The organism is Streptomyces sp. NPDC086777, from assembly GCF_040702065.1.
GTDB lineage: Bacteria > Actinomycetota > Actinomycetes > Streptomycetales > Streptomycetaceae > Streptomyces.
The window spans coordinates 23,354-46,415 of record NZ_JBFBJI010000044.1 but is presented as its reverse complement, the minus strand read 5'-3'; the positions used below and the strand labels follow the sequence as shown (position 1 = coordinate 46,415).

The window sequence follows — 23,062 nt, the reverse complement described above, 5'->3', positions numbered from 1 at the left end:
GCCGCATGCACACCTGAGAAAGAGCAGCATGCCCCGCTTCAGCATCATCGTCCCGTCCCACGGGGTCGCCGGCCGGCTGTCCCAGGCGCTGGACTCGGTCCTCGCCCAGTCCTTCGGCGACCTGGAGCTGATCCCGGTCTGCGACGCGCCCGACGCCCCGGCCGCCCCGGTCGCCGCCGCCTACGCCGAGCGGGACTCCCGGGTGGTGCCGGTGCACTCACCGCCGTCGGCCGGGCTGAGCGGGGCCCGGAACACCGGGATGGGGGCGGCGCGCGGCACGTACCTGCTCTTCCTCGACGGCGACGACGTCCTGGTCCCGGGCGCGCTGGCGCTGCTGGACGCCCGGCTCGCCGAGACGGGCGACGTGGACGTCCTGTACGCCGAGCACGAGCGGGCCCCCTGGTGGGAGGGCGAGCCGGGCAACCCGGCGGCGCCCCTGCTGGCGGGCGTCCCGAGCGGCGGGTTCGCCCCGGACCGGGCACCGCGGCTGACCGGCGTGGCACTGCCGGCCTGGAGCGCGGTCTACCGCCGGTCCTTCCTCACCGAGCGGCGGCTGAGTTTCCCGGACGGGCACTTCACGGACCTGGGCTGGGGCGGCCTGGTCACCGTCGCCGCCGAACGGATCGCGGTGCTCCGCTCGGTGGTCGTACGGCACCGGCTGCGCCGGCAGGGCAGCCGGCTCAACCTGCCGGGGCCGCACCAGCACGAGCTCCTCGACCAGGCGGAGCTGGTGCTGGAGCGGGCCGCGGCGCTGCCGGGCGACCGCGCGCGGGCGCTGTTCGAGCAGGTCTTCGCGGTGGTACTGCGGACGGCCGCGCGGCCGGAGCGGATGCCGTCCGGGCACCGGGCGTTCTTCCGGCGGGCGGCCCGGCTGCACCGCGCGCACCGCCCGGCGGGGTTCCGGATGCCGGGCGGGAGCGTGGGTGTCCAGCACCGGCTGCTCGCGGCGGGCGCGTACACGGCGTTCCGCACGCTGCGCGGCGCCAACCGGATCGCGTCCGGCGCCGCCGCACGGCTGCCGCGCCCGCGGATGCCGCTCACCCGGCTCCGGTACGCCCTCGACCTGCGCCGCCCACTCGACCCGAACCTCGCCGTGTACTGCGCGTACTGGGGGCGCGGCTACGTCTGCAACCCGGCCGCGATCCACGCCGTGGCCCGCGAACTCGCCCCGCGCGTCCACTCGGTGTTCCTGGTCGAGGCCGGCCAGGAACACACCGTCCCGGACGACGTGGAGTGCGTGGTGATCGGCAGCCGCCGGTACTGGGAGGTGCTGGCCCGCGCCAAGTACCTGGTCAACAACGCGAACTTCGCCGAGGGGGTCGTCAAGCGGCCCGGCAGCGTGCACGTGCAGACGCAGCACGGCACCCCGCTGAAGAAGATGGGCGTCGACCAGTCGACGTACCCGGTGGTCGCCGCACAGACCGGCAGTTTCACCAAGCTGCTGGGCCGCGTCGACCGCTGGGACTTCAACCTCTCCTCCAACCGCCACTCCACCCAGACCTGGGAACGCGCCTTCCCCGGCTCCTACCGGACCCTGGAGTACGGCTATCCGCGCAACGACGTCTACTACACGGCGTCCGCCCACGACGTGGTCCGGGCCCGCCGCGGACTGGGCGTCCCCGACGGCAGGACGGCCGTGCTCTACGCCCCCACCCACCGCGACCACCACAGCGGCTTCGAGCCCGGCCTCGACCTGGAGGCGTTCTGCGAGGCGGCCGGCGAGGACGTCGTCGTGCTGCTGCGCGCGCACTACTTCTACGACCGGGGCCGTGCGGCGGGCTCCGGCCGGGTCATCGACGTGACCGCGCACCGCTCCGCCGAGGACGTCTGCCTGGCCGCGGACGCCCTGATCACCGACTACTCCTCCATCATGTTCGACTACGCCAACCTGGACCGGCCGATCGTGATCTACGCCGACGACTGGGAGGTCTACCGGCAGACCCGGGGCGTCTGCTTCGACCTGATGGCCGAACCGCCGGGCCCGGTCGCGCACACCCCCGAGGAACTGGCCCGGATCTTCCGCGACGGCTCCTACCGGGGCCCGGAGTCCCGGCGGCTGCGGGCCGAGTTCCGCACGCGGTTCTGCCAGTTCGACGACGGCCTGGCCGCCGAACGGGTCGTACGCCGGGTGTTCCTCGGCCGGCCACCGGAGGACATCCCGGCGGTGATCCCGCTCGCCGAACGCCTGCCCGCCCCGGCCGCGACCCTCGTCAGGAGCTGACCGTGCCCCGACTCAGTGTGATCGTCCCCTGTTACCAGGTGCAGGGCTTCCTCCGCGAGTGCCTCGACTCGGTCCTGGAGCAGTCCTTCCACGACATCGAGGTGATCGCCGTCGACGACCGCTCGCCGGACAACAGCGGCGCGATCCTCGACGAGTACGCGGCCCGCGACCCGCGGGTGAGGGTCCTGCACCTGCCGGAGAACGTCGGCCTCGGCCGCGCCCGCAACGCCGGACTCCCCCACGCCACCGGTGACTTCGTGCTCTTCCTCGACAGCGACGACACCCTGACGCCGGGCGCGCTGCACGCGGTCGCCGACCGGCTGGCGGAGAGCGGCGACCCGGACGTGCTGGTCTTCGACTACGCCCGCACCTACTGGTGGGGCGGGACCCGGCGCAACGCCCTGGCGGAGGTGCTGAGTGCCACCGACGGCGTCTTCACGGCGGCCGAACGCCCGGAGATCCTGGACCTGTTGATGGTGGTGTGGAACAAGGCCTACCGGCGTGACTTCGTCGAGGAGAACGGCTTCCGGTTCCCGCCGGGCTACTACGAGGACACCCCCTGGACCTTCCCGGTCATGCTCAGCGCGGCCCGGATCGCCACCCTCGACCGGATCTGCGTCAACTACCGCCAGCGCCGGCAGGGCAGCATCCTCTCCACCACCAGCCGCAAGCACTTCGACGTCCACGAGCAGTACAAGCGGGTCTTCGCCTTCGTCGACGCCCACCCGGAACTGGCCGGCTGGCGGCCCTGCCTGCACCGGAAGATGGGCGAGCACTGCCTGGACATCCTCGCCAAGCCGGACCGGCTGCCGCCCGCCGCCAGGGCCGAGTTCTTCCGGCGGACGGCGGAGCTGTACCGGGCGTTCCGGCCGGAGGAGACGACGGCCGCCGTCGGGACCGACGGGGCCGCGGGGGCCGACCTCGGTGTGCTCGGCGGGTCGTACGCGTCGTACCGGCTGCGGGAGCAGGCCGCGCGGGCCGGACGGGCGGGCGGCGGGCAGGCGCTGCGGGTACGGCGGGCGGCGGGCGCCCGGGCCCGCCGCGTGCTGACCGGGCTCCGCGGTCCGCGCCCGCTGGACGAGGACCTGGTCCTGTACTCGGCGGCCTCGCACCAGGGGCTGCGCGGCGACCCGGCGGCGGTGTACCGGGCGGCCCGGGAGATCGCCCCGCGGCTGCGCGGCGTCTGGGTGGTGCGGGACGCGGAGGTCGCGGCGCAGCTGCCGGCCGGCGTCGACCACGTACTGCTGGACTCCCCGGAGTACCTGCGGCTGGCCGCCCGCGCGAAGTTCTTCGTCAACGACGTCAACTGGCCCGGCACGCTGGTGAAACGGCCCGGCGCCGTGCATGTCCACACCCACCGGGGCACCCCGCTCAAGTACCTGGGCGCCGACCTGCTGGGCAAGCCCGGCGCCCGGCTCGGTCTCGACGTGCCGCAGATGCTGCGCCGGGCCGACCGCTGGGACCACAGCCTGGTCGCCAACCGCCACTCGGAGCTGGTGTGGGAGCGGGCCTACCCCTGCCACTTCGCGTCGGCCCGCACCGGCAGCCCGCGCAACGACGTCCTGGTCACCGGTGGTCCGACGGACTTCCGGGCCCGGCACGGCATTCCGGCCGGCCACACCGTGGTGCTCTACGCGCCGACCCGCCGCGACTACGTCCGGGGCGGGCACGTCGACCGGATCGACCTGGCCCGGTTCGCCGCCGACCTCGGCGCGGGGCACACGCTGGTGGTCCGCCTGCATCCGGCCCTCGCGACCGGTCCGGCGCGCGGGCTGGGCCTGGCCGAGCTGCACCGGCGCGGCATCGTGGTCGACGCGACCGGTGAACCGCACGCCGAGGAGGTCATGCTGGCCTCGGACGCCCTGGTCACCGACTACTCCTCGATCATGTTCGACTACGCGAACCTGGACCGGCCGATCGTCGTGCACGCCGACGACTGGCCCACGTACACCGCGAGCCGGGGCGCCTACCTCGACATCACCGCCGAGGCGCCGGGCCATGTCTCGCGCTCCTACCGGGAGCTGGCGTGGCTGTTCGCCTCGGGCGGCTGGCGGGACGAGGAGTCGGCGCGGCTGCGGGCCGACTTCCGGTCCCGGTTCTGCGAGTTCGACGACGGCAGGGCCGCCGAACGGGTCGTACGGACGTTGCTGCTCGGCGAGGCGATGCCGGAGCCGCGGGGCCGGGTGCCCGGTCCGGCCGGCGCGCGTGACCTGCTGGCGCCGACGTGAGACCGCGTACCTGGGTGCTGGTGCTGGCCGCCGTCTTCGCGGTGCTGCAACTCGCCGATGTCACCGGCCGGGACACACCGGACTCCAAGAACTACGTGTCGTACGCGCTGACCCTGGCCGGGGCGGGCAAGCGGGAGGCGGCGGCCCGGACGGTGGACTGGGTGTGCGCCGGCAGGGCGTCGGCGGCGCAGCGCGCGCAGCGCGTGGACGTGCTGCGCTTCCACGCGCCCAGTCCGGCGGGCCCGGTGTTCGCGCAGTGCCGGGCCGGTGAACTGCGGCGGGTGGAGCGGCGGTTGCGGGCCGGGGGCGCGCAGACGGACGGGCACGTGGTGCCGTTCGTGGCCCCCCGGCTGCGGCGGATCTTCGAGGTGCGGCCGGGATACCCGGTGTTCCTGGTGCCGTTCGTCGCCGTGTTCGGGGTGACGTGGGGGGTGTGGCTGGCGAGTGTGCTGGTCGCGGGCGCGGGCGGGGTGCTGGTCTTCCTGGTGCTGCGGACGGTGTCGGTACCGGTGCCGCTCGCGCTGACCGGGCAGGCCCTGTACTACGTGCTGCCGGTCGGCACGACCGCGATGCGGCCGATGACGGAGGGCCTGATGCTGGCCCTGACCCTGGCGGCACTGCGGGGATGTGCGCTGGTCCTCGCGGGGCGGACGGGGGCGGGGGCGGCGTGGGTGGCGGGCGCGTTGCTCGCGCTGTTCGGCGTGAAGCACTCGCAGGCGCTCTTCCTCGGTGCGTGCCTGGCCGGGGCCGCGGCGGTGGTCGCACTGTGGCGGCACCGCCGGAGCGGGCGGAGTCCCGGCGGCGGACAGAGTCAGGGCGGTGGGCGGAGTCCCGGCGGCGGACAGAGTCGGAGTGGTGGGCGGAGTCCCGGGCGCGGGGTGGTGGTGATCGCGGTGGTGGGGTGCGCGGCGGTGGCGGGCACCGTGCTCCTGGCCCGGCTGCTGCGCTACCCCTCCGAGGCGGAGAGCGTGCAAGACCTGCTGACCGGCCACTACACCCACCCGGACCGGGCCCACCCGTGGCGGGAGTTCCTCCATCTGGAGTTCGACTTCTGGGTGGAGTGGCTGCGGCGGCAGCTGACGGAGCCGCTGTTCCCGGCCCTGCTGGCGGCCGGGGCGTGGGGGGCGCGGCGGCGGCCCGCCTTCGGCGTCTTCCTGCTGGCGGCCGCCGGAACCGGGATCCTCACCCAGGCCGGTCACCCCGACATCACCGTCTTCGGCGACCGGATGATCGTGCTGGCGTGGCTGCTGCCGGTGGTGGGCGTGCCCCTGCTCCTCGAACCGCTGGTGCGCCGGTCGGTCCCGCTTCCCGTGCAGGGGCCGCCCAGGGCGGTCGGCGTCACTCGATGAGGTGATGGACGGCAGCGCGGTCGGGGCGGACGGGAACACTTGGCAAATGGTCCGTCCCGTCCGATTCCTCCGGTGAGCACCGGCGCCCTGCTCCGGCGCGCCACGCGTGGTTCCACCGCCCTGCGCGGCGGCCGCGTCCGCAGACTCACCCCATACCAGGTCTTCGGCCTGCTGTTCTGGCTGCTGATGACCCTGGCGTACTGGCGGGTGCCGCCGTGCTGCGAGGCGGGTCTGCACGCGGCGGCGGTGGCCCGGCTGCGGGCCGGCCTGACGGATCCCGCCGTCTCCCCCTACGTGCTCGCCCAGGGCGCGCTCGCCCGGCTGACCGGGCTGACGGGGTGGCAGCTGCTGCGGGTGTGCGGCCCGCTGAACCTGCTGGTACTCCTGACGGGTCTCGGCCGGCTGGTCCGCGTCCTCACCCCGCGCCCGTGGGCACCGGTGCTGGCGCTGGGCTTCGTGTCGGTGCTGTGGGGCACGCGGCCGGCCTGGGGCGGGGGTTCGCTGGCCCTGCTGCCGCTGACCGGCAGCCTCGGCTATCCGTCCGCGTTCGCCCTCGGCGTGACCCTCTGGGCCTGGGCCCTGACCGGCGCCCGCGCCCGCGACCTGCGCCGGGTGCGCTACGTCGGCCCGAGCGGCCTGCGCAGCCTGTCCGGCTATGCGGCGCTCGGCCTGCTGTACGCGACGGTGGCGCTGGTCGACCCGGTGACCGGGGCGGGCGCGGCGGCCGGGGCGGTGGCGTTCGTGGCGGGGTGGCAGCGGGGGTGGCGGGCCGCGGTGTGGGGACGGTGGGCGCTGCTGTGCACGGTGGCGGTGGCAGCGCTCGCCCTCGGGACGCACGCCCGCGTGCTGCCGCCGTCGGCGTACGGGTCGTACGCCGGTGTGGGCGGGTGGGCCGGCCGGTGCTGGCTGGCGCTGCTCGGGATCCCGGCACTGTGGCTGCGGGCACGGCGGGCGGGCGGTTCGCCGGTGCGCGGGGCGGCGGGGCCCGCGGCCTGGCGTGATCCGCTCGTGCTGCTGTTCGCCCTGGAGTGCCTGGTGCTGGTGTGCGGGCGGGCGGCCGCACTGCTCGGGCTCGTGCTGCTGGCGCCGCAGTGCGCGCTCGCCGTGGAGCTGGCGTCGGAGCGGCCCTGGTGCGGGGGGCGGCGGGTGCTGGGCTGGGCCGCGGCCGGCGGGGCCTGCCTGGGCTTTCTGGCCGCGCAGGCCGGGGCGGTGGTACCGCGCTCGGTGGATCCGGTCGGCTTCGTCCAGCCGCCGCGCTGGCCGTCGTACGACTGGGCTGCCCGGCACATCGGCCCGGGGGAACCGGTGGTCACGGACGCCTACTACGCCGTGCGGCTGCTCCCCGGGTACGGCATCGCGCTGACCGACGGCCACGACCACCGCCCCCGGGCGCGCTGGCTGCTGCTGACGCGGCAGGAGCGGCTGCCCGCGGGGGCGGTGGTCGTGGACTGGAGCCGGCGAACCGGGGAGGTGCTCGCGCGGCTCACCCGGGCGGGGGACGCATCCCCGGTACCGCTGGTCACCCGATCGGTTACTCGATGACGAGCTCGACCGGGATGTTGCCCTTGGTGGCCTTGGAGTAGGGGCAGAAGGCGTGGGCCTGGTGGACCAGCTTCTCGCCGGTCTCGTCGGCGAGCGCCTCGGGAAGCTCGACGCGCAGGGTGACCTTGAGCGCGAAGCCGCCGTCGGACTCGTCCTTGCCGATGCCGACCTCGGCGGTGACGGAGATCTCGCCGGTGTCGACCTTGGCCTGGCGGCCGATGGCACCGAGGGCGCTGGCGAAGCAGGCGGCGTAGCCGGCGGCGAAGAGCTGCTCGGGGTTGGTGCCCTGGCCGTTGCCGCCCAGCGCGGGCGGGAACGCCAGCGTGAGGTCCAGCTGGCCGTCCGAGCTGACCGCCCGCCCTTCCCGGCCGGTGGCGGTGGCGGCTGCGGTGTAGATGGCGTCCATCGAAGACCATCCCTCTCGAAGTACTCGAAGTGTCGGTGTCCGGCGGCTCCCGTTCCCGCCGCCCTCACGACCACAAGTAGAGCACACAATTCAATTGCACACAACTAAATGACCCGCGAGCGGTACCCTTGAGCCATGACCGCGACGACCCCGACCCCCAGCCCCGCCCCGAGCCCCTCCCCCGAGGCGGAGTGGCTCCACCTGGACCGCCAGATCTGCTTCTCCCTGCACGCGGCGTCCCGCGCCTTCAACGGCGTGTACCGCGTGATCCTCAAGGACCTCGGGCTCACCTACCCGCAGTACCTGGTGATGCTGGTGCTGTGGGAACAGGGCGACCTCCCGGTCAAGAGGCTCGGCGAACACCTGCGCCTCGACTCCGGCACCCTGTCCCCGCTGCTCAAGCGCCTGGAGACGGCGGGCCTGGTACGCCGCGAACGCAGCACGCGCGACGAGCGCTCGGTGGAGGTACGGCTGACGGAGGAAGGGGCCGCGCTGCGCGAGCGGGCGCTGGAGGTGCCCCGGCGGATCGTGGCGGCGACGGGCTTCGACGTCGAGGAGATCCGGGGCCTGAAGGAGCGCCTGGACCAGCTGACGGGGACTCTGGACGCGGCGGCTCTGGAGGAGGGTTCCCGCTGAGCGGGGCCGGTACGGAGCGCCCCGTCAGGGGCGCCGGGAACCGCGTGGCCGGCCCCCACCGGCCTGCAGCCCGGACTCCTCCGAACCCGCCCGAATCGGCCGCACGTACAACCGCAGCGCGACCCGGTCGATCACCATCTCCTCCCGCAGCACGAACTGCTGGTTCAGCACGGCCCACTTGGCCCGCTCCGTCGGAAGCCGCGGCCGGTACCCGCTCACCAGCGCGTACTTCTCCATCACGGCCCACACCTCGTCGGCGCCCGCCAACCGCCGGCGCAGCGTCCCCACCCCCACCTCCCGCCCGTACAACGTTCCCGACACCGGCCCCGGCTCGGCCAGTGCGACGTCCCTCGTGGACCTGAAGTCGGCGGGATACGCGAGCTCCGCCCCGCGCGCGTGAGCCGGCAGGAACAGCACGGGGTCGCCGGGGCGCAGCACCCGGGCCACCGCCGCCGCGACCGCCCCGAGGTCGTCGGGCCGGGTGCCCGCCACCCGGTCCGCCCGCAGCAGCGGCACCTGGTGGGTGAAGGCGAGGAGAACCGCCAGGACCCCGGCCAGGGTGAGCGCGGGCGACCTGGGCGCCGTCCGGGTGCCGCGGGACCAGAGCCGGCCGAGCACCCGGGCGACCTGGTCCGCGCCGAGCGCCACCAGCAGCGGCGCCCCGGCCAGCGCGTACAGCACGTACCGGTCGACGTACAGCGGGGTGAGCTGCGAGGCCAGCATCAGTGCCACCGGGGGCAGCACCGCGAGCGGCAGCGCGACCGCCGCGAGGGTCACCTCGCCGCGCCGGCCCACCAGCCGCGTCAGCCCCAGCAGTCCGAGCGCCAGGCACGCCCAGTACACCCCGTCGGTCGGTCCGAGGTACTGGCGCAGCAACTCCTGCGCGGTCTCCACGTCCGGCTCCCGCAGCCAGGCCACCTGGGCCGACTGCCCGCGCGAGACCACGACCATCGGCAGCAGCGACAGCGCCACACCCCCGGCCGCGCAGCCCCACCGCCGCCACACCCTTCCCGACGAACGGGCCAGTGCCAGGGTTCCCGCGTGCGCGAGCAGCAGCAGGACGGCGAACTCGTGCAGCCAGCAGGTGAGTCCGAGGACGGCGCCGTACCACCACCAGAGCCTGCGCCCCTCCTCCCGCACCGCCCGGACGAGGAGCAGGGTCGCGCCGGTGGCACCCGCGGCGACCAGGGCGTACGAGCGGCCCTCCTGCGCGTAGTGGCCGACCAGCGGGGTGACCGCGTACAGCAGCCCGGCCCACAGGCCGACGCGCGGCCGGGCCAGGCGCATGCCGAGGGCGGCGACCAGGCCCGCGGTGCCGGCCGCCGCGCACACCGAGGGCAGCCGGAGGACGACCTCGCCGGGGTGGCCGGGGTCGGTGGCGAGGACCACGTGCATCAGCAGGTAGTACAGGCCGTGCACGGCGTCGACCTCGTGCAGCAGCCGCCAGATCTGCGGCACCGTGCGCCGGGCGACCTGGTAGGTGACGGCCTCGTCGCGCCACATGCCGCCGCGGTGCAGCCCCCAGAAGCCGACGGCGAGCATCACCGCGGCCGGGGCGGCCACGGCGAGGAACGGGGCGGCCCGCGGCCACCGCGGGCCGCCCAACGGGCGCGGCCGACTCCGTGGAGCCGGCCGGCTGTCGTCTTCTGTCCGCGTCGTTCGCGGATGTGCTTTTACGAGAGGCCCGATACTCACCACGGCCCGATCTTTTGCGATTAGCCAACCTTTGCCGGGTAATGACGGCGTATCGGCATGGATACACCATCCGCGCGGCTTACGCTCGCGGTCGATGAATCGCCACCCGTACACTCCGCTTCCACGCCTCCCGTTCGCCCCGTCTGTTCGACTCCCGCGTCTGCGCCGCCCGTCCGGCGCCTCGGGTCTCCCCCCGCGACTCCCCCCGCGCCGCTTCCCACCGCTTCTCCGCCTCGCCGTCGCCTGGGCCGCCACGCGCGCGGTGATGCTGTGGCTCCTCGCCCACAACAACGAGCGGCGCCTGGGGCACGGATCGGTCGCGCGCGAAGTGTGGCGGCTGTACTTCCACTGGTACGGCGTGCTGTCGCACGGCGCGTTCCCGGCCCACGACACGCTGTGGCAGTACCCGCCGGGTGCCGGCGCGGTGCTGCTGGCGCCGGGGCTGGTGCCGGAACTGAGCTACTTCCAGGCGTTCGTGGCGCTCACCCTGGCCACCGACGCCCTGGTCACGGTGGCACTCGCCCGCGCGGGCCGGCGTCCCGGCCGCACCCTGCTCGGCGCGGCCCTGTGGACCGGCGGCCTGCCGCTGCTGCTCCACCTCCCGCTGGCCCGCTACGACGTGGAGGTCACCGCCTTCGCCGTGCTCGCCCTGCTGGCGCTGGAGCGCTCCACGCGCGCGTGCGGTGCGCTCGCGGCACTGGGCGCGCTGGTGAAGGTGTGGCCGGCGCTGGTGCTGCTGGGCCTGGAGCGCGGGCGTCCGACCCGCAGGGCGTGGCTGACCGCGGCCCTGACGGGGACCGTGACCCTGGCCGTCTTCGTGGTGTCGTTCCGCAACCCGCTCGCGTTCCTCCGTCAGCAGGGCGGCCGGGGCGTGCAGATCGAGTCGCTCGGCGGCACCGCGCTGAGCCTCGCGCGGCACGCCGGCTGGCGGGGCACCGCCCGCTACCAGTACGGCGCCATCGAACTGGTCGGCCCGTACGTGCGCGCGGTCGCGACCGCGTCCCTCGCGCTCACCGCGGCCGCCTTCGCGCTGCTGCTCGTGTGGCGGGTACGGGCCCGGCACTGGACCCCGGCCACCCCGTACGACGCGGCGCTGAGCGCCGTGCTCCTGTTCACCGTCACCAGCCGGGTGATCAGCCCGCAGTACATGATCTGGCTGCTGGGCCTGGCCGCCGTCTGCCTGACCTCGCGGCACACCACCCAGCGTCCGGTCGCCGCGCTCGTCCTGGCGGCGACCGCGATCAGTGCCGTGGCCTACCCCGCGTTCTACGCCGAGGTCGTCCACTGCACGTGGACGGGCTGCCTGCTGATGCTGGCCCGCAACGGCCTGCTGGCCACCGCCGCCGTGCTCTCCCTGACCCGGCTGTGGCGCGCCACCCGCCGCCGTGCGGACACGTCGGGTGTCCGCATGACCGCGGTGCGTCAGTTCGCCCGTCCGCGGATGTCGGCGGCACCTGGTTCACTGAGGAGTGACCGCGGCTGACGGACACGCGGCTGACGAACACCACGGGCCAACTCACGGAGGGGACGGCCACACATGACCTGGCTGATCACCGGCGGCGCCGGTTACATCGGGGCGCACGTCGTACGCGCGATGGCGGAGGCGGGCGAGCGGACGGTGGTCTACGACGACCTGTCCACCGGCATCGCCGAGCGCCTGCCGAAGGACGTGCCGCTGGTGGTCGGCTCCACGCTCGACGGCGAGAAGGTCGCGCGGGTGCTGGCCGAGCACGAGGTGACCGGGGTCGTGCACCTGGCGGCGAAGAAGCAGGTCGGCGAGTCGGTGGACCGTCCGCTGGAGTACTACCACGAGAACGTCGAAGGCCTGCGCGTCCTGTTGCAGGCCGTGACGGAGGCCCGGGTCCCGTCCTTCGTGTTCTCCTCCTCCGCGGCGGTCTACGGCATGCCGGACGTCGAGCTGGTGACGGAGGAGACGCCGTGCGTGCCGATGTCGCCGTACGGCGAGACGAAGCTGGCGGGCGAGTGGCTGGTCCGTGCGACGGGCCGGGCCACCGGCCTGGCCACGGCCTCGCTCCGCTACTTCAACGTGGCCGGCGCGGCCCGCCCCGAACTCGCCGACATCGGCGTCTACAACCTGGTCCCGATGGTCTTCGAGAAGCTCACGGAGAACGCCCCGCCGCGCATCTTCGGCGCCGACTACCCGACGCCGGACGGCACCACCGTCCGCGACTACATCCACGTGGTGGACCTCGCCGAGGCCCACGTGGCCGCGGCCCGCGCCCTCCAGGCCGAGCCGGGCCGCACGCTCACCCTCAACATCGGGCGCGGTGAGGGCGTCTCGGTCCGCGAGATGATCGACCGCATCAACGCCGTCACAGGCTACGACCTGCCCCCGGCCGTCACCGCCCGCCGCCCCGGCGACCCGGCCCGCGTCGTCGCCTCCGCCGACCGCATCACCACCGAACTCGGCTGGAAGGCCAAACACGACGTCCACGACATGATCACCTCGGCCTGGTCCGGCTGGCTACGCCTCCATCCGGGGGCGGGCCGGGGCTGACCCCGCGTACCCTGCGGGAATGTCCCGCCCTTCCCGCCTCGACCGTGTCCTGGGCGCCGTCATCGGGTCCGCCGTCGGTGACGCCCTGGGCGCGCCCTTCGAGTTCGGCCCCGAGGGAGCCTTCTCCGCGCGGTTCCCGAGGGCCGGGCACGGCGGTGAGATGTGCGGAGGCGGCGGATGGGAGCCGGGCGAGGCGACCGACGACACGCAGATGGCCGTACTGGTCGGGGAGTCCCTGGTGGAACAGGGCGGCCTCGAACTCCCGGACGTCTTCCGGCGGTTCCGGCGATGGGCCGCTGCCGAGCCGAAGGACATCGGACTGCAGACCGAGGCCGTGCTGGGCAGCGGGGACCCGTGGGACCTCGCCGCCGCCCTGCACTTCCAGGTCAGCCAACGCGCCGCGGGCAACGGAGCGTTGATGCGTGCCGCGACGTCGGGGGTGTACTTCGCCCCGCTGGGCCGGGACGGCACGATGGACGCCGGCCGCCGGCTGGCCGCGCTCACCCACGGGGACCGGGCCGCCTGGGAGGGCACCGCGATCCTGCACGAGTTGCTGCGGGTCGCCCTGTCCGGGGACGACCCGACGGCCGCCGTACCGGAATCACTGGCGGCGGTCCACCCCGGCCACCGGGACCGGTACGCCACCGTCCTCGGCCCCGGCTGGCACCCCGGCCTCGCGACCGAGTTCAACGGCGCCGTGTGGCCCTGTCTCGGCTCCGCGGTCTGGGCGCTGCGGACCACCTCCTCCTACGAGGAAGCCGTCCGGGCAGCCGTCGACCTGGGCGGTGACACGGACACCGTCGCTGCGGTCACCGGCGCCCTGGCCGGTGCCGTCCACGGCCTCGGGGCGGTACCGGAGCGGTGGACGGACGTCCTGCACGTGCCGTTGCCCGGGTTCGGCGACCGGGTGCTGCGGGTGGCGGACCTGTCGGCGTTGGCGCGTCGCCTCGGCTCCTGAGAGCCCGTCACTCCCCGGTCCTGCGGGTCTGTTTGAGTTCCTCGGAGATGGCCCAGGCGTCGGCGACCGGGCCCATGTGGGAGAGTTTGTCGGGGTTGAGGATGAGGCGGATGGTCTGGATGCGGCCGTCGAGGATGTCGAGGGAGAAGGTCTGCAGGACCCTGCCCCGGCGGTCATGGAGGATCGCGCCGGGCTGGCCGTTGACCTCGTGCCGTTCGGTGGTCACCTCGATGCGGGCCAGCGCCGGGAAGACGGCGGCGAGCAGGCGGGCCACGTTCTGGGCGCCCAGGACCGCGCGGGCCAGCTGCGGGGCCTTGCCGCCGCCGTCGCCGACCAGCGACACGTCGGCGGCGAGCAGTTCCTGGAGGGCGGCGACATCGCCCTCGTGGAGAGCCTCGAAGAAGCGCGCGGCCAGTTCCTCGCGTTCCCCGCGGTCGGCCTCGAAGCGGGGGCGGCCCTCGGCCATGTGGCGCCGGGCCCGGACCGCCAGCTGGCGGCAGGCCGCCTCCGAACGGCCGACCGCCGACGCGACCTCGGGGAAGCCGAAGTCGAACACCTCGCGCAGGACGAAGACCGCGCGTTCCAGGGGGCTGAGCCGTTCCAGGAGCAGCAGGGCCGCCATCGACACGGAGTCGGCCAGCTCCGCCGAGCGGACCGGGTCCTCGTAGGGGTCGGCGAGCAGCGGCTCGGGGAACCAGGGGCCGACGTACTCCTCGCGGCGGACCCGGGCCGAGCGCAGTACGTCGATCGAGATCCGGGTCACGGCGGCCGACAGGAAGGCCTTCGGCGACCTGACCTCCGTCGGTGAGCCGGCGAAGCGCAGCCACGCCTCCTGGACGGCGTCCTCGGCCTCGACGACGCTGCCCAGCAGCCGGTACGCGATCGAGAACAGCAGTGGCCGCAGCTCCTGGAACTCCTCGGTCCTGGTCTTCATGTCCGCTCCCCCATGTCCTGTGCCCCCGGGTGACAGTGTCCCGTCGGAAGTGCCGGAAGTTCAGAAGGCGCCCGGGCCGAACCGGCCCACCGCGACGACCAGCGCGAGGGCCAGGTAGAAGAGGTTCAGCGCCACGAACGGCCGCTCTCCGCGCCGGCCGTGGGTGATCATCGCACCGGTCATCAGCAGGACCCAGGCGGTGGCGGTCACCGGCACCAGTACCGGCGCGACGCCGGTGACGGCGGGCAGGACCAGGCCGGCCGCGGCCAGGAGTTCGAGGACGCCGAGCGTCCGCACGAATCCGTCACCGACGTCACCGGTCCAGCCGCCGCCGTGCGCCGAGGCGAGCTTCTCCCTCGGCACGAACGTCTTGCTGATCCCGCCGGCCAGTGCCACCACGGCGAGCAGCCCGGCGGTGATCCACAGCGCGAGGTTCATCGTCCACTCCCTGTTCGAGGATGCCTGCGCCTCTACGACGAGACGGCCGCGGGGCCTGTGACATCCACGCTCGAGTGGCTACAGCGCCTTGAGCGCCTCCGTGGTCCCGCGGGCCAGCGCCGCCAGGTACCCCTTCGGCAGCTTCGGCGTGCGGATCACCACCGAGCGCCAGTACAGCGGGCCGGAGATCAGATCCATCGCCAGGTCGTCGTCGAGGCCCTCGGCAAGTTCGCCGCGCCGCTGCGCCGCCTCGATGATCTTGCTGGCGACGCCCTCCTGACCCTCGCGCAGCGTCTTCTGCATGGCCTCGGCGATCTCGGGGTTGCGGGCCGCCTCGGCCTGCAGGTCCGGGATGATCTGCGAGGCGACCGGATGACGCAGCGCACGGGACGTGACCTCGTACAGCAGCCGCAGGTCGCCCTCCAGGGAGCCGGTGTCGGGCACCGGCAGGCCCAGCACGGCGAGGGCGGAGACGACGTCGAGGACCAGGTGCAGCTTGGAGCGCCAGCGGCGGTAGACGGCGGTCTTGCCGACACCGGCGCGGCGTGCGATGCCCTCGATGGACATCCGGGCATACCCGACCGCCGCGAGTTCCTCGAAGACGGCGGCCCGGATGGCCTCGGTCACGTCCTCGCGGAGGACGGCCGCCCCGGCGGGGGCTCGTCGGCGCGGACGCGTCTGGGACTCCTCGGCGTTCGTCGTCATGTCACCCAGCATAGGGGCGTAACGACGAAACGGTTGCGTTCCGACGACGCACCGACACCGAGCCGCCACCTGAACGCCGCAACGCGCCCGCAACGCGGTCCGGGTGCACACCGCCCAGCTCACCGCCGTACCGAACAGGCGCCCACAGCACGCCGCAACGAATCGGTCGCGCCCCGACCTCGAAAGTGTTACGGCCCACATCCGTCCGTGACGACGAAACGGTTGCGTTCCGACGCCAACTCGGCCTACGCTCCCGTTGCGACGATACGGTCCCGTTCCGACGTGAGAAAACGTAAAGAGAAGCGTAAGGAAACGCCGGATGACGGGCCCGGCGCCCAGCCGGGCGCCGCACCCCCACCCTCCGAGTGAAAGCAGCGGATGTGACCCAGGTTCTCCACACACCGCCCCCGGCCCCGGTCACGGCCGAGGACGACCTCGCGGCGCTCGCCGCCCGGTACGGTCTCTCGGTCAGCGGCGCCCGTCCCTCCCTGCCCCAGTACATCCGCCAGCTGTGGGAGCGACGGCACTTCATCGTCGCGTTCGCCACCGCCAAGCTCACCGCCCAGTATGCGCAGGCGAAGCTCGGCCAGGTCTGGCAGGTCATGACCCCGCTGCTGAACGCGGCCGTGTACTACTTCATCTTCGGTGTGCTGCTCGGCACCAAGCGCGGCGTGCCGGACTACATCCCGTTCCTGGTCACCGGCGTGTTCATCTGGACGTTCACGCAGAGCTCGATCATGGTCGGCACCCGCGCGATCTCCGGCAACCTGGGCCTCGTCCGCGCCCTGCACTTCCCGCGCGCCGCGCTGCCGATCTCCTTCTGCCTCCAGCAGCTCCAGCAGCTGCTGTTCTCCATGTGCGCCCTGGTCGGCATCCTGCTCTGCGTCGGCGTTCCGGTGTCCACCTCGTGGCTGCTGGCGATCCCCGCGCTGATCCTGCAGTTCACCTTCAACGCCGGCTTCGCGATGATCATGGCCCGGTGGGGCGCCAAGACCCCGGACATCGCCCAGCTGATGCCGTTCATCCTGCGCACCTGGATGTACATCTCCGGCGTCATGTGGAACATCGACAAGCTGACCAAGAACCACCACGGTCTGCCGAGCTGGGTCAACCCGGTGCTCAAGGACAACCCGGCCGCTGTCTACATCGACCTGATGCGCTTCTCCCTGATCGACAGCTTCCACGCCAGCCAGCTGCCGCCGCACGTGTGGATCGTCGCGACCGGCTGGGCCCTGGTCTTCGGCGTCGGCGGGTTCATCTACTTCTGGAAGGCTGAGGAGACGTACGGCCGTGGCTGAGAACGTGAGCGACACCCCCAGCATGAGCGACACCCCCACGGTGCGGGAGTCCCGCACCGTGAGCGACGTCCCCACCGTCGTCTGCGACGGCGTCGACATCGTCTACCGGGTCAACGGCACCGGCGCCGGACGCGGCTCCGCCACCGCCGCCCTCAACCGCATGCTGCGCCGCAAGCAAGCGGAGCAGGCGGCCGGCGTCCGCAAGGTGCACGCGGTCAAGAACGTCTCCTTCGTCGCCTACAAGGGCGAGGCGATCGGCCTGATCGGCACCAACGGCTCCGGCAAGTCGACCCTGCTCAAGGCGGTCGCCGGCCTGCTCCCGGTGGAGAACGGCGCCATCTACACCGACGGCCAGCCCTCCCTCCTCGGCGTCAACGCGGCCCTGATGGGTGACCTGACCGGCGAGAAGAACGTCTACCTCGGCGGCCTCGCCATGGGCATGTCCCGCGAGGAGATCAAGGAGCGCTACCAGGACATCGTCGACTTCTCCGGCATCAACGAGAAGGGCGACTTCATCACCCTCCCGATGCGCACCTACTCCTCCGGTATGGGCGCCCGGCTCCGCTTCTCCATCGCCGCCGCCAAGGACCACGACGTCCTCCTCATCGACGAGGCGCTGGCCACCGGTGACGCGTCCTTCCGCATGCGGTCCGAGGAGCGGATCCGCGAGCTGCGCCAGCACGCGGGCACGGTCTTCCTGGTCAGCCACAACAACAAGTCCATCCGCGACACCTGCGAGCGGGTGCTGTGGCTGGAGCGCGGTGTGCTGCGCATGGACGGGCCGACCGAAGAGGTGCTCGCCGAGTACGAGGCCTTCACCGGCGACAAGTCCGACAAGACGAAGCCCAAGCCGCAGCCGAAGGCCGCCCAGCCTTCCTGAAGCAGGTCCCGCCCGCGGACACCGACACGAAGGGCGCCCCGAGCCGTCACCGGCTCGGGGCGCCCTTCGTGTCGTGGGGACACGACCACGGCCGCGCGGCTACGAATGCGTGCGCAGCAGCGTCCGCATCGTCCGCATGGCCACCGACAGGTTGGCCAGGTCGAAGGAGTCCGAGCTGCGGATCTCCTCCAGGGTGGTGCGGGCCCGGCCCAGGATCGCGGCGTTCTTCTGCTCCCAGGCCTCGTAGCGCTGCTCGGGCGTCGAGGTGCCGTTGCCCGCGGCGAGCACGTCGGCGGTGAGCATCGCGTGGGCCGCGTACAGGTCCTCGCGGATGGAGGCGCGGGCCATCGACTGCCAGCGGTCGGCGCGCGGGAGCTCGATGATGCGGTCCATCAGCTGGGTGACGCCGAGCCGGTCGGCGAGGTCGTAGTAGACCTCGGCGACGTCCAGCGGCTCCTTGCCCGTGCGGTCGGCCACCGAGACGATGTCCAGCGCCGGGAAGGCGGACGAGAAGCCGGCCACGCGGGTGGCGAGTTCGGCCGGCACGCCGGCGCCGGACAGCTCGTCGTACACGTGCTGGTACCACTCCAGGTCCGCGCCGCGCAGCAGCTTCGGCAGCTGCTGCCAGACCTGTTCGACCCGCTCGGCGAAGAAGTCGACGGTCTCCAGGAGCTGGAGCGGCTGCGGCCGGTTGTTGAGCAGCCAGCGGGTGCCGCGCTCCACCAGGCGGCGGGAGTGCAGCCGGATCCGGGTCTGGACGGCCGCGTCGACCCTGTTGTCCAGCTCCTCCACGGCGTCCCACACCGGGGCCGAGCGGAAGATGGCGCGGGCCGCGGTCTGCGCCCGGACGATCTCCTCCAGGGAGGCCCCGGTCTCCTCGCGCAGCCGGTGCAGGTAGGTCGTACCACCGGTGTTGACCGTGTCGTTGACCAGCACCGTGGTGGTGATCTCGCGGCGCAGCGGGTGGGTGGCGAGCGCGGCGGCGAACCGCTCGCGCAGGGCCGTCGGGAAGTACGCGTGCAGCAGGCTGCTCAGGTACGGGTCGTCCGGCAGCGTGGTGGCCAGCAGCTCGTCGGAGACCGTGATCTTCGTGTACGCCAGCAGCACGGCCGTCTCCGGGCCGGTCAGGCCCTGGCCGGTGCCGATGCGCTCACGGATCTGGCGGTCGGTGGGCAGGAACTCCAGCGCCCGGTCGAGGTGGCCCTCCCTGACCAGGTGGCGCAGGAAGCGCTGCTGGGCGTGGAGCATGTCCCCGGACTGGGCCAGCGCGTTGGCGATCGCCACGTTCTGGGCGTAGTTGTTGCGCAGCACCAGGGCGCCGACCTCGTCGGTCATCTCGGCGAGCAGCTTGTTGCGCTGCTTGACCGTCATGTCGCCGTCCGCGACCGCGCCGTTGAGCAGGATCTTGATGTTCACCTCGTGGTCGGAGGTGTCCACGCCGGCGCTGTTGTCGATGGCGTCGGTGTTGATCTTGCCGCCCTGGCGGGCGAACTCGATCCGGCCCAGCTGGGTCAGGCCCAGGTTGCCGCCCTCGCCGACGACCTTGACGCGCAGGTCGGCGCCGTCGACGCGGATGGCGTCGTTGGCCTTGTCACCGACGTCCGCGTTGGACTCGGTCGACGCCTTGACGTAGGTGCCGATGCCGCCGTTCCACAGCAGGTCGACCGGTGCTGCGAGGATCGCCTTCATCAGGTCGGCCGGGGTCAGCTTGGTGACCTTCTCCTCGATGCCGAGGGCCTCGCGGATGTGGCCGTTGACCGGGATGGCCTTCGCGCTGCGCGGGAAGATCCCGCCGCCGGCCGAGAGCAGGCCGGTGTCGTAGTCGCCCCAGCTGGAGCGGGGCAGGTCGAACAGGCGGCGGCGCTCGGCGAAGGAGGTGGCCGCGTCCGGGTTCGGGTCGATGAAGATGTGCCGGTGGTCGAAGGCTGCGACCAGGCGGATGTGCTCGCTGAGCAGCATGCCGTTGCCGAACACGTCACCGGACATGTCACCGATGCCGACGACGGTGAAGTCCTCGGTCTGGGTGTCGACGCCCAGCTCCCGGAAGTGCCGCTTCACGGACTCCCAGGCGCCGCGCGCGGTGATGCCCATGCCCTTGTGGTCGTAGCCCGCGCTGCCGCCGGAGGCGAAGGCGTCGCCGAGCCAGAAGTTGTAGCTGCCGGCCACCTCGTTGGCGATGTCGGAGAACGTCGCCGTGCCCTTGTCGGCCGCGACCACCAGGTAGGTGTCGTCCTCGTCGTGCCGGACCACGTCCTGCGGGGGCACGACGTCGCCGGCCACCATGTTGTCGGTGATGTCGAGCAGCGCCGAGATGAACGTCTTGTAGCTGGCGATGCCCTCCGCGAGCCACGCGTCCCGGTCCACGCCCGGGTCGGGCAGCTGCTTGGCGACGAAGCCGCCCTTGGCGCCGACCGGCACGATGACGGTGTTCTTCACCATCTGCGCCTTGACCAGGCCGAGGATCTCGGTGCGGAAGTCCTCACGCCGGTCGGACCAGCGCAGACCGCCGCGCGCGACCTTGCCGAAGCGCAGGTGCACGCCCTCGACGCGCGGCGAGTACACCCAGATCTCGAACGCCGGGCGGGGCGCCGGGAGGTCCGGGATGGCCTGCGGGTCGAACTTCATGGACACGTAGGAGTGCGGCCTGCCGTCGGCCGTCTCCTGGAAGAAGTTGGTGCGCAGGGTCGCCTTGATGACGGTCAGGAAGGAACGCAGGATGCGGTCCTCGTCGAGGCTCGCCACCTGGTCGAGGGCCGCGTCCAGCTCTTCGAGGAGGGCGTCGGTGATCTCCAGGCCGGCCTTCTGCCGGTCCGGCGACATCCGCGCCTCGAAGAGGGAGACCAGCAGCCGGGTGGTGTGGACGTTGTTGCGGAGGGTGGTCTCCATGTAGTCCTGGGAGAACGTGGAGGCGGCCTGCCGCAGGTACTTCGCGTACGCCCGCAGCACCATCGCCTGCCGCCAGCTCAGCCCGGCGCTCAGCACCAGCGCGTTGAAGCCGTCGTTCTCCGCGAGGCCGGTCCAGGTCGCCGCGAACGCTTCCTGGAAGCGCTCACGGCCGTCGTCGCCCAGGTAGTCGCCGTTGCCGCCGCCGGACACCTTCGGCATGCGCAGCCCGAAGTCGTAGATCCACGCGGTCGTCCGGTCCGCGCAGCGCAGCTCGTACGGCCGCTCGTCGATCACCTCGACGCCCAGCCGGTTCAGGACCGGCAGCACGGCCGACAGGGAGATCGCCGCGCCCTTGCGGTAGATCTTGAAGCGGCGCTCGCCGGGAGCGGCGCCGACCGGCTCGTAGAGGCTGAGGGCGAAGTCGTTGCCCGGTTCCTCGGTGAGCCGCTCCAGGTGGACCAGGTCGGCGACCGCCGCGCGCGGGGTGTGGTCGGCCTTGTAGCCCTCGGGGAAGGAGTTGGTGTAGCGGCGCTGCAGCTCGGCCGCGCGCTCCTCGCCGCACTCCGCGTTGAGCGCCTCGGCGAAGGCGTCGGCCCAGGAGCGGGCCGCCTCGACCAGGCGGGCCTCGATGCGGTCCTTGTCGGCGTCGGACAGCTCGGGCAGCTCGGTGCCCTGCGGGACGCGGACGACGAAGTGCAGCCGGGAGAGGATCGACTCGGTGTTCCAGGCGGTGAAGTCGACGCTGGTGCCGCCGAGCTCCTCCTTCAGGATGTCGATGATCCGCAGGCGCACACCGGTGGTGTAGCGGTCGCGCGGGAGGTACACGAGGGCCGAGTAGTAGCGGCCGTACTCGTCCTGGCGCAGGTACAGCCGCAGCCGACGGCGCTCCTGGAGGTACAGCACGGACGTGACGATCGACTCCAGCTCCGGGACCGGGGTCTGGAACATGTCGTCGCGCGGGTAGGTCTCCATGATCTGCATCAGGTCGCGGCCGTCGTGGCTGTTGGGCGAGAAACCCGCCCGCTCCAGCACCTCCTCGACCTTGCGGCGGATGACCGGCACCCGGCGCACCGACTCGGTGTAGGCGGCGGACGAGAACAGGCCCAGGAAGCGCCGCTCGCCCACCACGTTGCCGTCCGCGTCGAACTTCTTGACGCCGACGTAGTCCAGGTACGACGGCCGGTGCACGGTCGCCCGGCTGTTCGCCTTGGTCAGGACGAGGAGCTTGTGCTCACGGGCCTTGGCGCGCGCGTCGGCGGGGAGCCGCTCGAAGGAGGGGCTGACCGGGTGGCCCTCCTCGCCGGCGTGCTGCGGGTCGGAGCGCAGGATGCCGAGGCCGGTGCCGGGCACGGCGGCCAGCGAGTCGTCCTCGCGCAGCTGGTACTCGCGGAAGCCGAGGAAGGTGAAGTGGTCGGCGGCCAGCCAGCGCAGCAGCTCGCGGGCCTCCTCGACCTCGGGGCGCGGCAGGTCGGCCGGGACCGGCTCCTCGCCGAGGCTCTCGGCGACGCGGACGGCCGCCTCCCGCATCTTCTCCCAGTCCTCGACGGCCTCACGGACGTCGGAGAGCACGCGCAGCAGGTCGGCGGTGATCTGCTTGAGGTCGGAGCGATCGGTCTCGCGGTCGGTCTCGACGTGGATCCAGGACTCGATGTACGCGTCGTGCGGCAGTTCCTCGCCCACGGCCGGGGTGGGCAGCACCTCGATCATGTTGCCGGTGAGGTCGCGGCGGACGGCGATCTGGGGGTGGATGACGACGTGGATCCCACGCCCCTGCCGGGTCAGCTCATTGGTGACCGAGTCCACGAGGAAGGGCATGTCGTCGGTGACGACCTCGACCACGGTGTGGGTGCAGGTCCACCCGTTCTCCTCGACGGTCGGGGTGTGGACCCGGACGTTCGCGGTGCCCTGGGGGCGGGTCTCGGCGAGGCGGTAGTGCGAGACGGCCGCGCCGAAGACGTCGACCGGGTCGCGGTCGGCCAGGTCCTCCGGTGCGGTGTGCAGGTAGTAGCGCTGGAGGAACGCGAAAACGGACTCCTGGTCCGCCTCTCCCGTCGTCCCAGTCGGTAGGTGCCCCCCGGCCGGGCTGTTCTCAGCTACCCGGGCGGCCCGATCGAGCAGCTCGGCCTTGGCTTCGTCCAGCTTGGTCTGCATTGTCCTCTGGCTCCTGTCGCGCGCCATTGCGTGACGTAGAAGGAAGTACGGGCTCTTCCCCCTGCGGCTCGACGCCACGGCCGGGTTCTCCGGTCCGCTCCGACGCTATGCCGCAAGGTGAGACGAGCGGGGGGTATTGAGCCATATTTGAGCTGCTCCGCAGGTGTGATGCTGCTCTCGGCAGCGCTCCTGCCTGGGCCGCCTTCGGCGCCCTCCG

Annotated in this window: 16 protein-coding genes; 10 read left to right on the top strand and 6 right to left on the bottom strand. The window is 72.8% G+C overall.

Annotation, left to right across the window (positions count from 1 at the left end; all coding sequences use genetic code 11):
* Positions 1–28: 28 nt before the first annotated feature.
* The 4 genes from AB0472_RS39055 to AB0472_RS39040 all read left to right on the top strand — a co-directional run bounded on the left by AB0472_RS39055 (position 29) and on the right by AB0472_RS39040 (position 7,340).
* Complete coding sequence (locus AB0472_RS39055; RefSeq protein WP_366363945.1) at positions 29–2,221, top strand: bifunctional glycosyltransferase family 2 protein/CDP-glycerol:glycerophosphate glycerophosphotransferase; 2,193 nt, start codon at positions 29–31, stop codon at positions 2,219–2,221.
* Between the two features lie 2 nt (positions 2,222–2,223).
* The gene (locus AB0472_RS39050; RefSeq protein ID WP_366363943.1) at positions 2,224–4,449 is read left to right on the top strand and encodes a CDP-glycerol glycerophosphotransferase family protein; all 2,226 of its coding nucleotides are present in this window, start codon (positions 2,224–2,226) and stop codon (positions 4,447–4,449) included.
* Positions 4,446–5,798 (top strand): hypothetical protein, encoded by a 1,353-nt coding sequence (locus AB0472_RS39045; protein ID WP_366363941.1) that lies wholly within the window; start codon positions 4,446–4,448, stop codon positions 5,796–5,798. The genes AB0472_RS39050 and AB0472_RS39045 overlap by 4 nt, the downstream gene beginning before the upstream one ends.
* Before the next feature lie 72 nt (positions 5,799–5,870).
* Complete coding sequence (locus tag AB0472_RS39040) at positions 5,871–7,340, top strand: hypothetical protein (RefSeq protein ID WP_366363939.1); 1,470 nt, start codon at positions 5,871–5,873, stop codon at positions 7,338–7,340.
* On the opposite strand, the gene AB0472_RS39035 is transcribed toward AB0472_RS39040, so the two are convergent.
* Positions 7,330–7,746 carry an organic hydroperoxide resistance protein gene (locus AB0472_RS39035; protein WP_366363937.1) on the bottom strand — a complete coding sequence of 139 codons (417 nt, stop codon included), beginning with the start codon at positions 7,744–7,746 and terminating at the stop codon, positions 7,330–7,332. The genes AB0472_RS39040 and AB0472_RS39035 overlap by 11 nt on opposite strands.
* Before the next feature lie 135 nt (positions 7,747–7,881).
* Between AB0472_RS39035 and AB0472_RS39030 the strand changes: the two genes are divergently transcribed.
* The gene (locus tag AB0472_RS39030) at positions 7,882–8,382 is read left to right on the top strand and encodes a MarR family transcriptional regulator (RefSeq protein ID WP_366363935.1); all 501 of its coding nucleotides are present in this window, start codon (positions 7,882–7,884) and stop codon (positions 8,380–8,382) included.
* A 24-nt stretch (positions 8,383–8,406) separates the two neighbouring features.
* Here AB0472_RS39030 and AB0472_RS39025 read toward each other — a convergent pair whose 3' ends face one another.
* Positions 8,407–9,987, bottom strand: a complete 1,581-nt coding sequence (locus AB0472_RS39025; protein ID WP_366363933.1) for a glycosyltransferase family 39 protein — start codon at positions 9,985–9,987, stop codon at positions 8,407–8,409.
* A 355-nt stretch (positions 9,988–10,342) separates the two neighbouring features.
* Here AB0472_RS39025 and AB0472_RS39020 point away from each other — a divergent pair, with 355 nt between their 5' ends.
* The 3 genes from AB0472_RS39020 to AB0472_RS39010 are packed head-to-tail and all read left to right on the top strand — an operon-like array spanning position 10,343 to position 13,553.
* Entirely contained in the window at positions 10,343–11,560 is a 1,218-nt protein-coding gene (locus AB0472_RS39020) for a glycosyltransferase 87 family protein (RefSeq protein WP_366363931.1), read from the top strand.
* Positions 11,561–11,614: 54 nt separating this feature from the next.
* Positions 11,615–12,595, top strand: coding sequence for a UDP-glucose 4-epimerase GalE (galE, locus tag AB0472_RS39015; protein ID WP_366363929.1), 981 nt, complete (start codon positions 11,615–11,617; stop codon positions 12,593–12,595).
* A 19-nt stretch (positions 12,596–12,614) separates the two neighbouring features.
* Positions 12,615–13,553 (top strand): ADP-ribosylglycohydrolase family protein, encoded by a 939-nt coding sequence (locus AB0472_RS39010; protein ID WP_366363927.1) that lies wholly within the window; start codon positions 12,615–12,617, stop codon positions 13,551–13,553.
* A 7-nt stretch (positions 13,554–13,560) separates the two neighbouring features.
* On the opposite strand, the gene AB0472_RS39005 is transcribed toward AB0472_RS39010, so the two are convergent.
* From AB0472_RS39005 to AB0472_RS38995, 3 genes are all read right to left on the bottom strand, one after another.
* On the bottom strand, positions 13,561–14,487 hold the full coding sequence (locus tag AB0472_RS39005) for an RNA polymerase sigma-70 factor (protein ID WP_366363925.1): 927 nt from the start codon (positions 14,485–14,487) through the stop codon (positions 13,561–13,563).
* Between the two features lie 60 nt (positions 14,488–14,547).
* Complete coding sequence (locus AB0472_RS39000; RefSeq protein WP_366363923.1) at positions 14,548–14,925, bottom strand: DoxX family protein; 378 nt, start codon at positions 14,923–14,925, stop codon at positions 14,548–14,550.
* Between the two features lie 78 nt (positions 14,926–15,003).
* Positions 15,004–15,630, bottom strand: a complete 627-nt coding sequence (locus AB0472_RS38995; RefSeq protein ID WP_366363921.1) for a TetR/AcrR family transcriptional regulator — start codon at positions 15,628–15,630, stop codon at positions 15,004–15,006.
* 380 nt (positions 15,631–16,010) lie between these two features.
* On the opposite strand from AB0472_RS38995, the gene AB0472_RS38990 reads away from it, so the two are divergent.
* Together AB0472_RS38990 and AB0472_RS38985 are read left to right on the top strand one after the other, a co-directional pair.
* A complete protein-coding gene (locus AB0472_RS38990) occupies positions 16,011–16,928 on the top strand; it encodes an ABC transporter permease (protein WP_366363919.1) in 918 nt (305 codons plus the stop codon).
* Between the two features lie 22 nt (positions 16,929–16,950).
* Positions 16,951–17,808 carry an ABC transporter ATP-binding protein gene (locus AB0472_RS38985; protein ID WP_366363978.1) on the top strand — a complete coding sequence of 286 codons (858 nt, stop codon included), beginning with the start codon at positions 16,951–16,953 and terminating at the stop codon, positions 17,806–17,808.
* A 99-nt stretch (positions 17,809–17,907) separates the two neighbouring features.
* Here the strand turns inward: AB0472_RS38985 and AB0472_RS38980 are convergent, their stop codons facing one another.
* A complete protein-coding gene (locus AB0472_RS38980) occupies positions 17,908–22,845 on the bottom strand; it encodes an NAD-glutamate dehydrogenase (RefSeq protein ID WP_366363917.1) in 4,938 nt (1,645 codons plus the stop codon).
* Between the last annotated feature and the right edge of the window lie 217 nt (positions 22,846–23,062).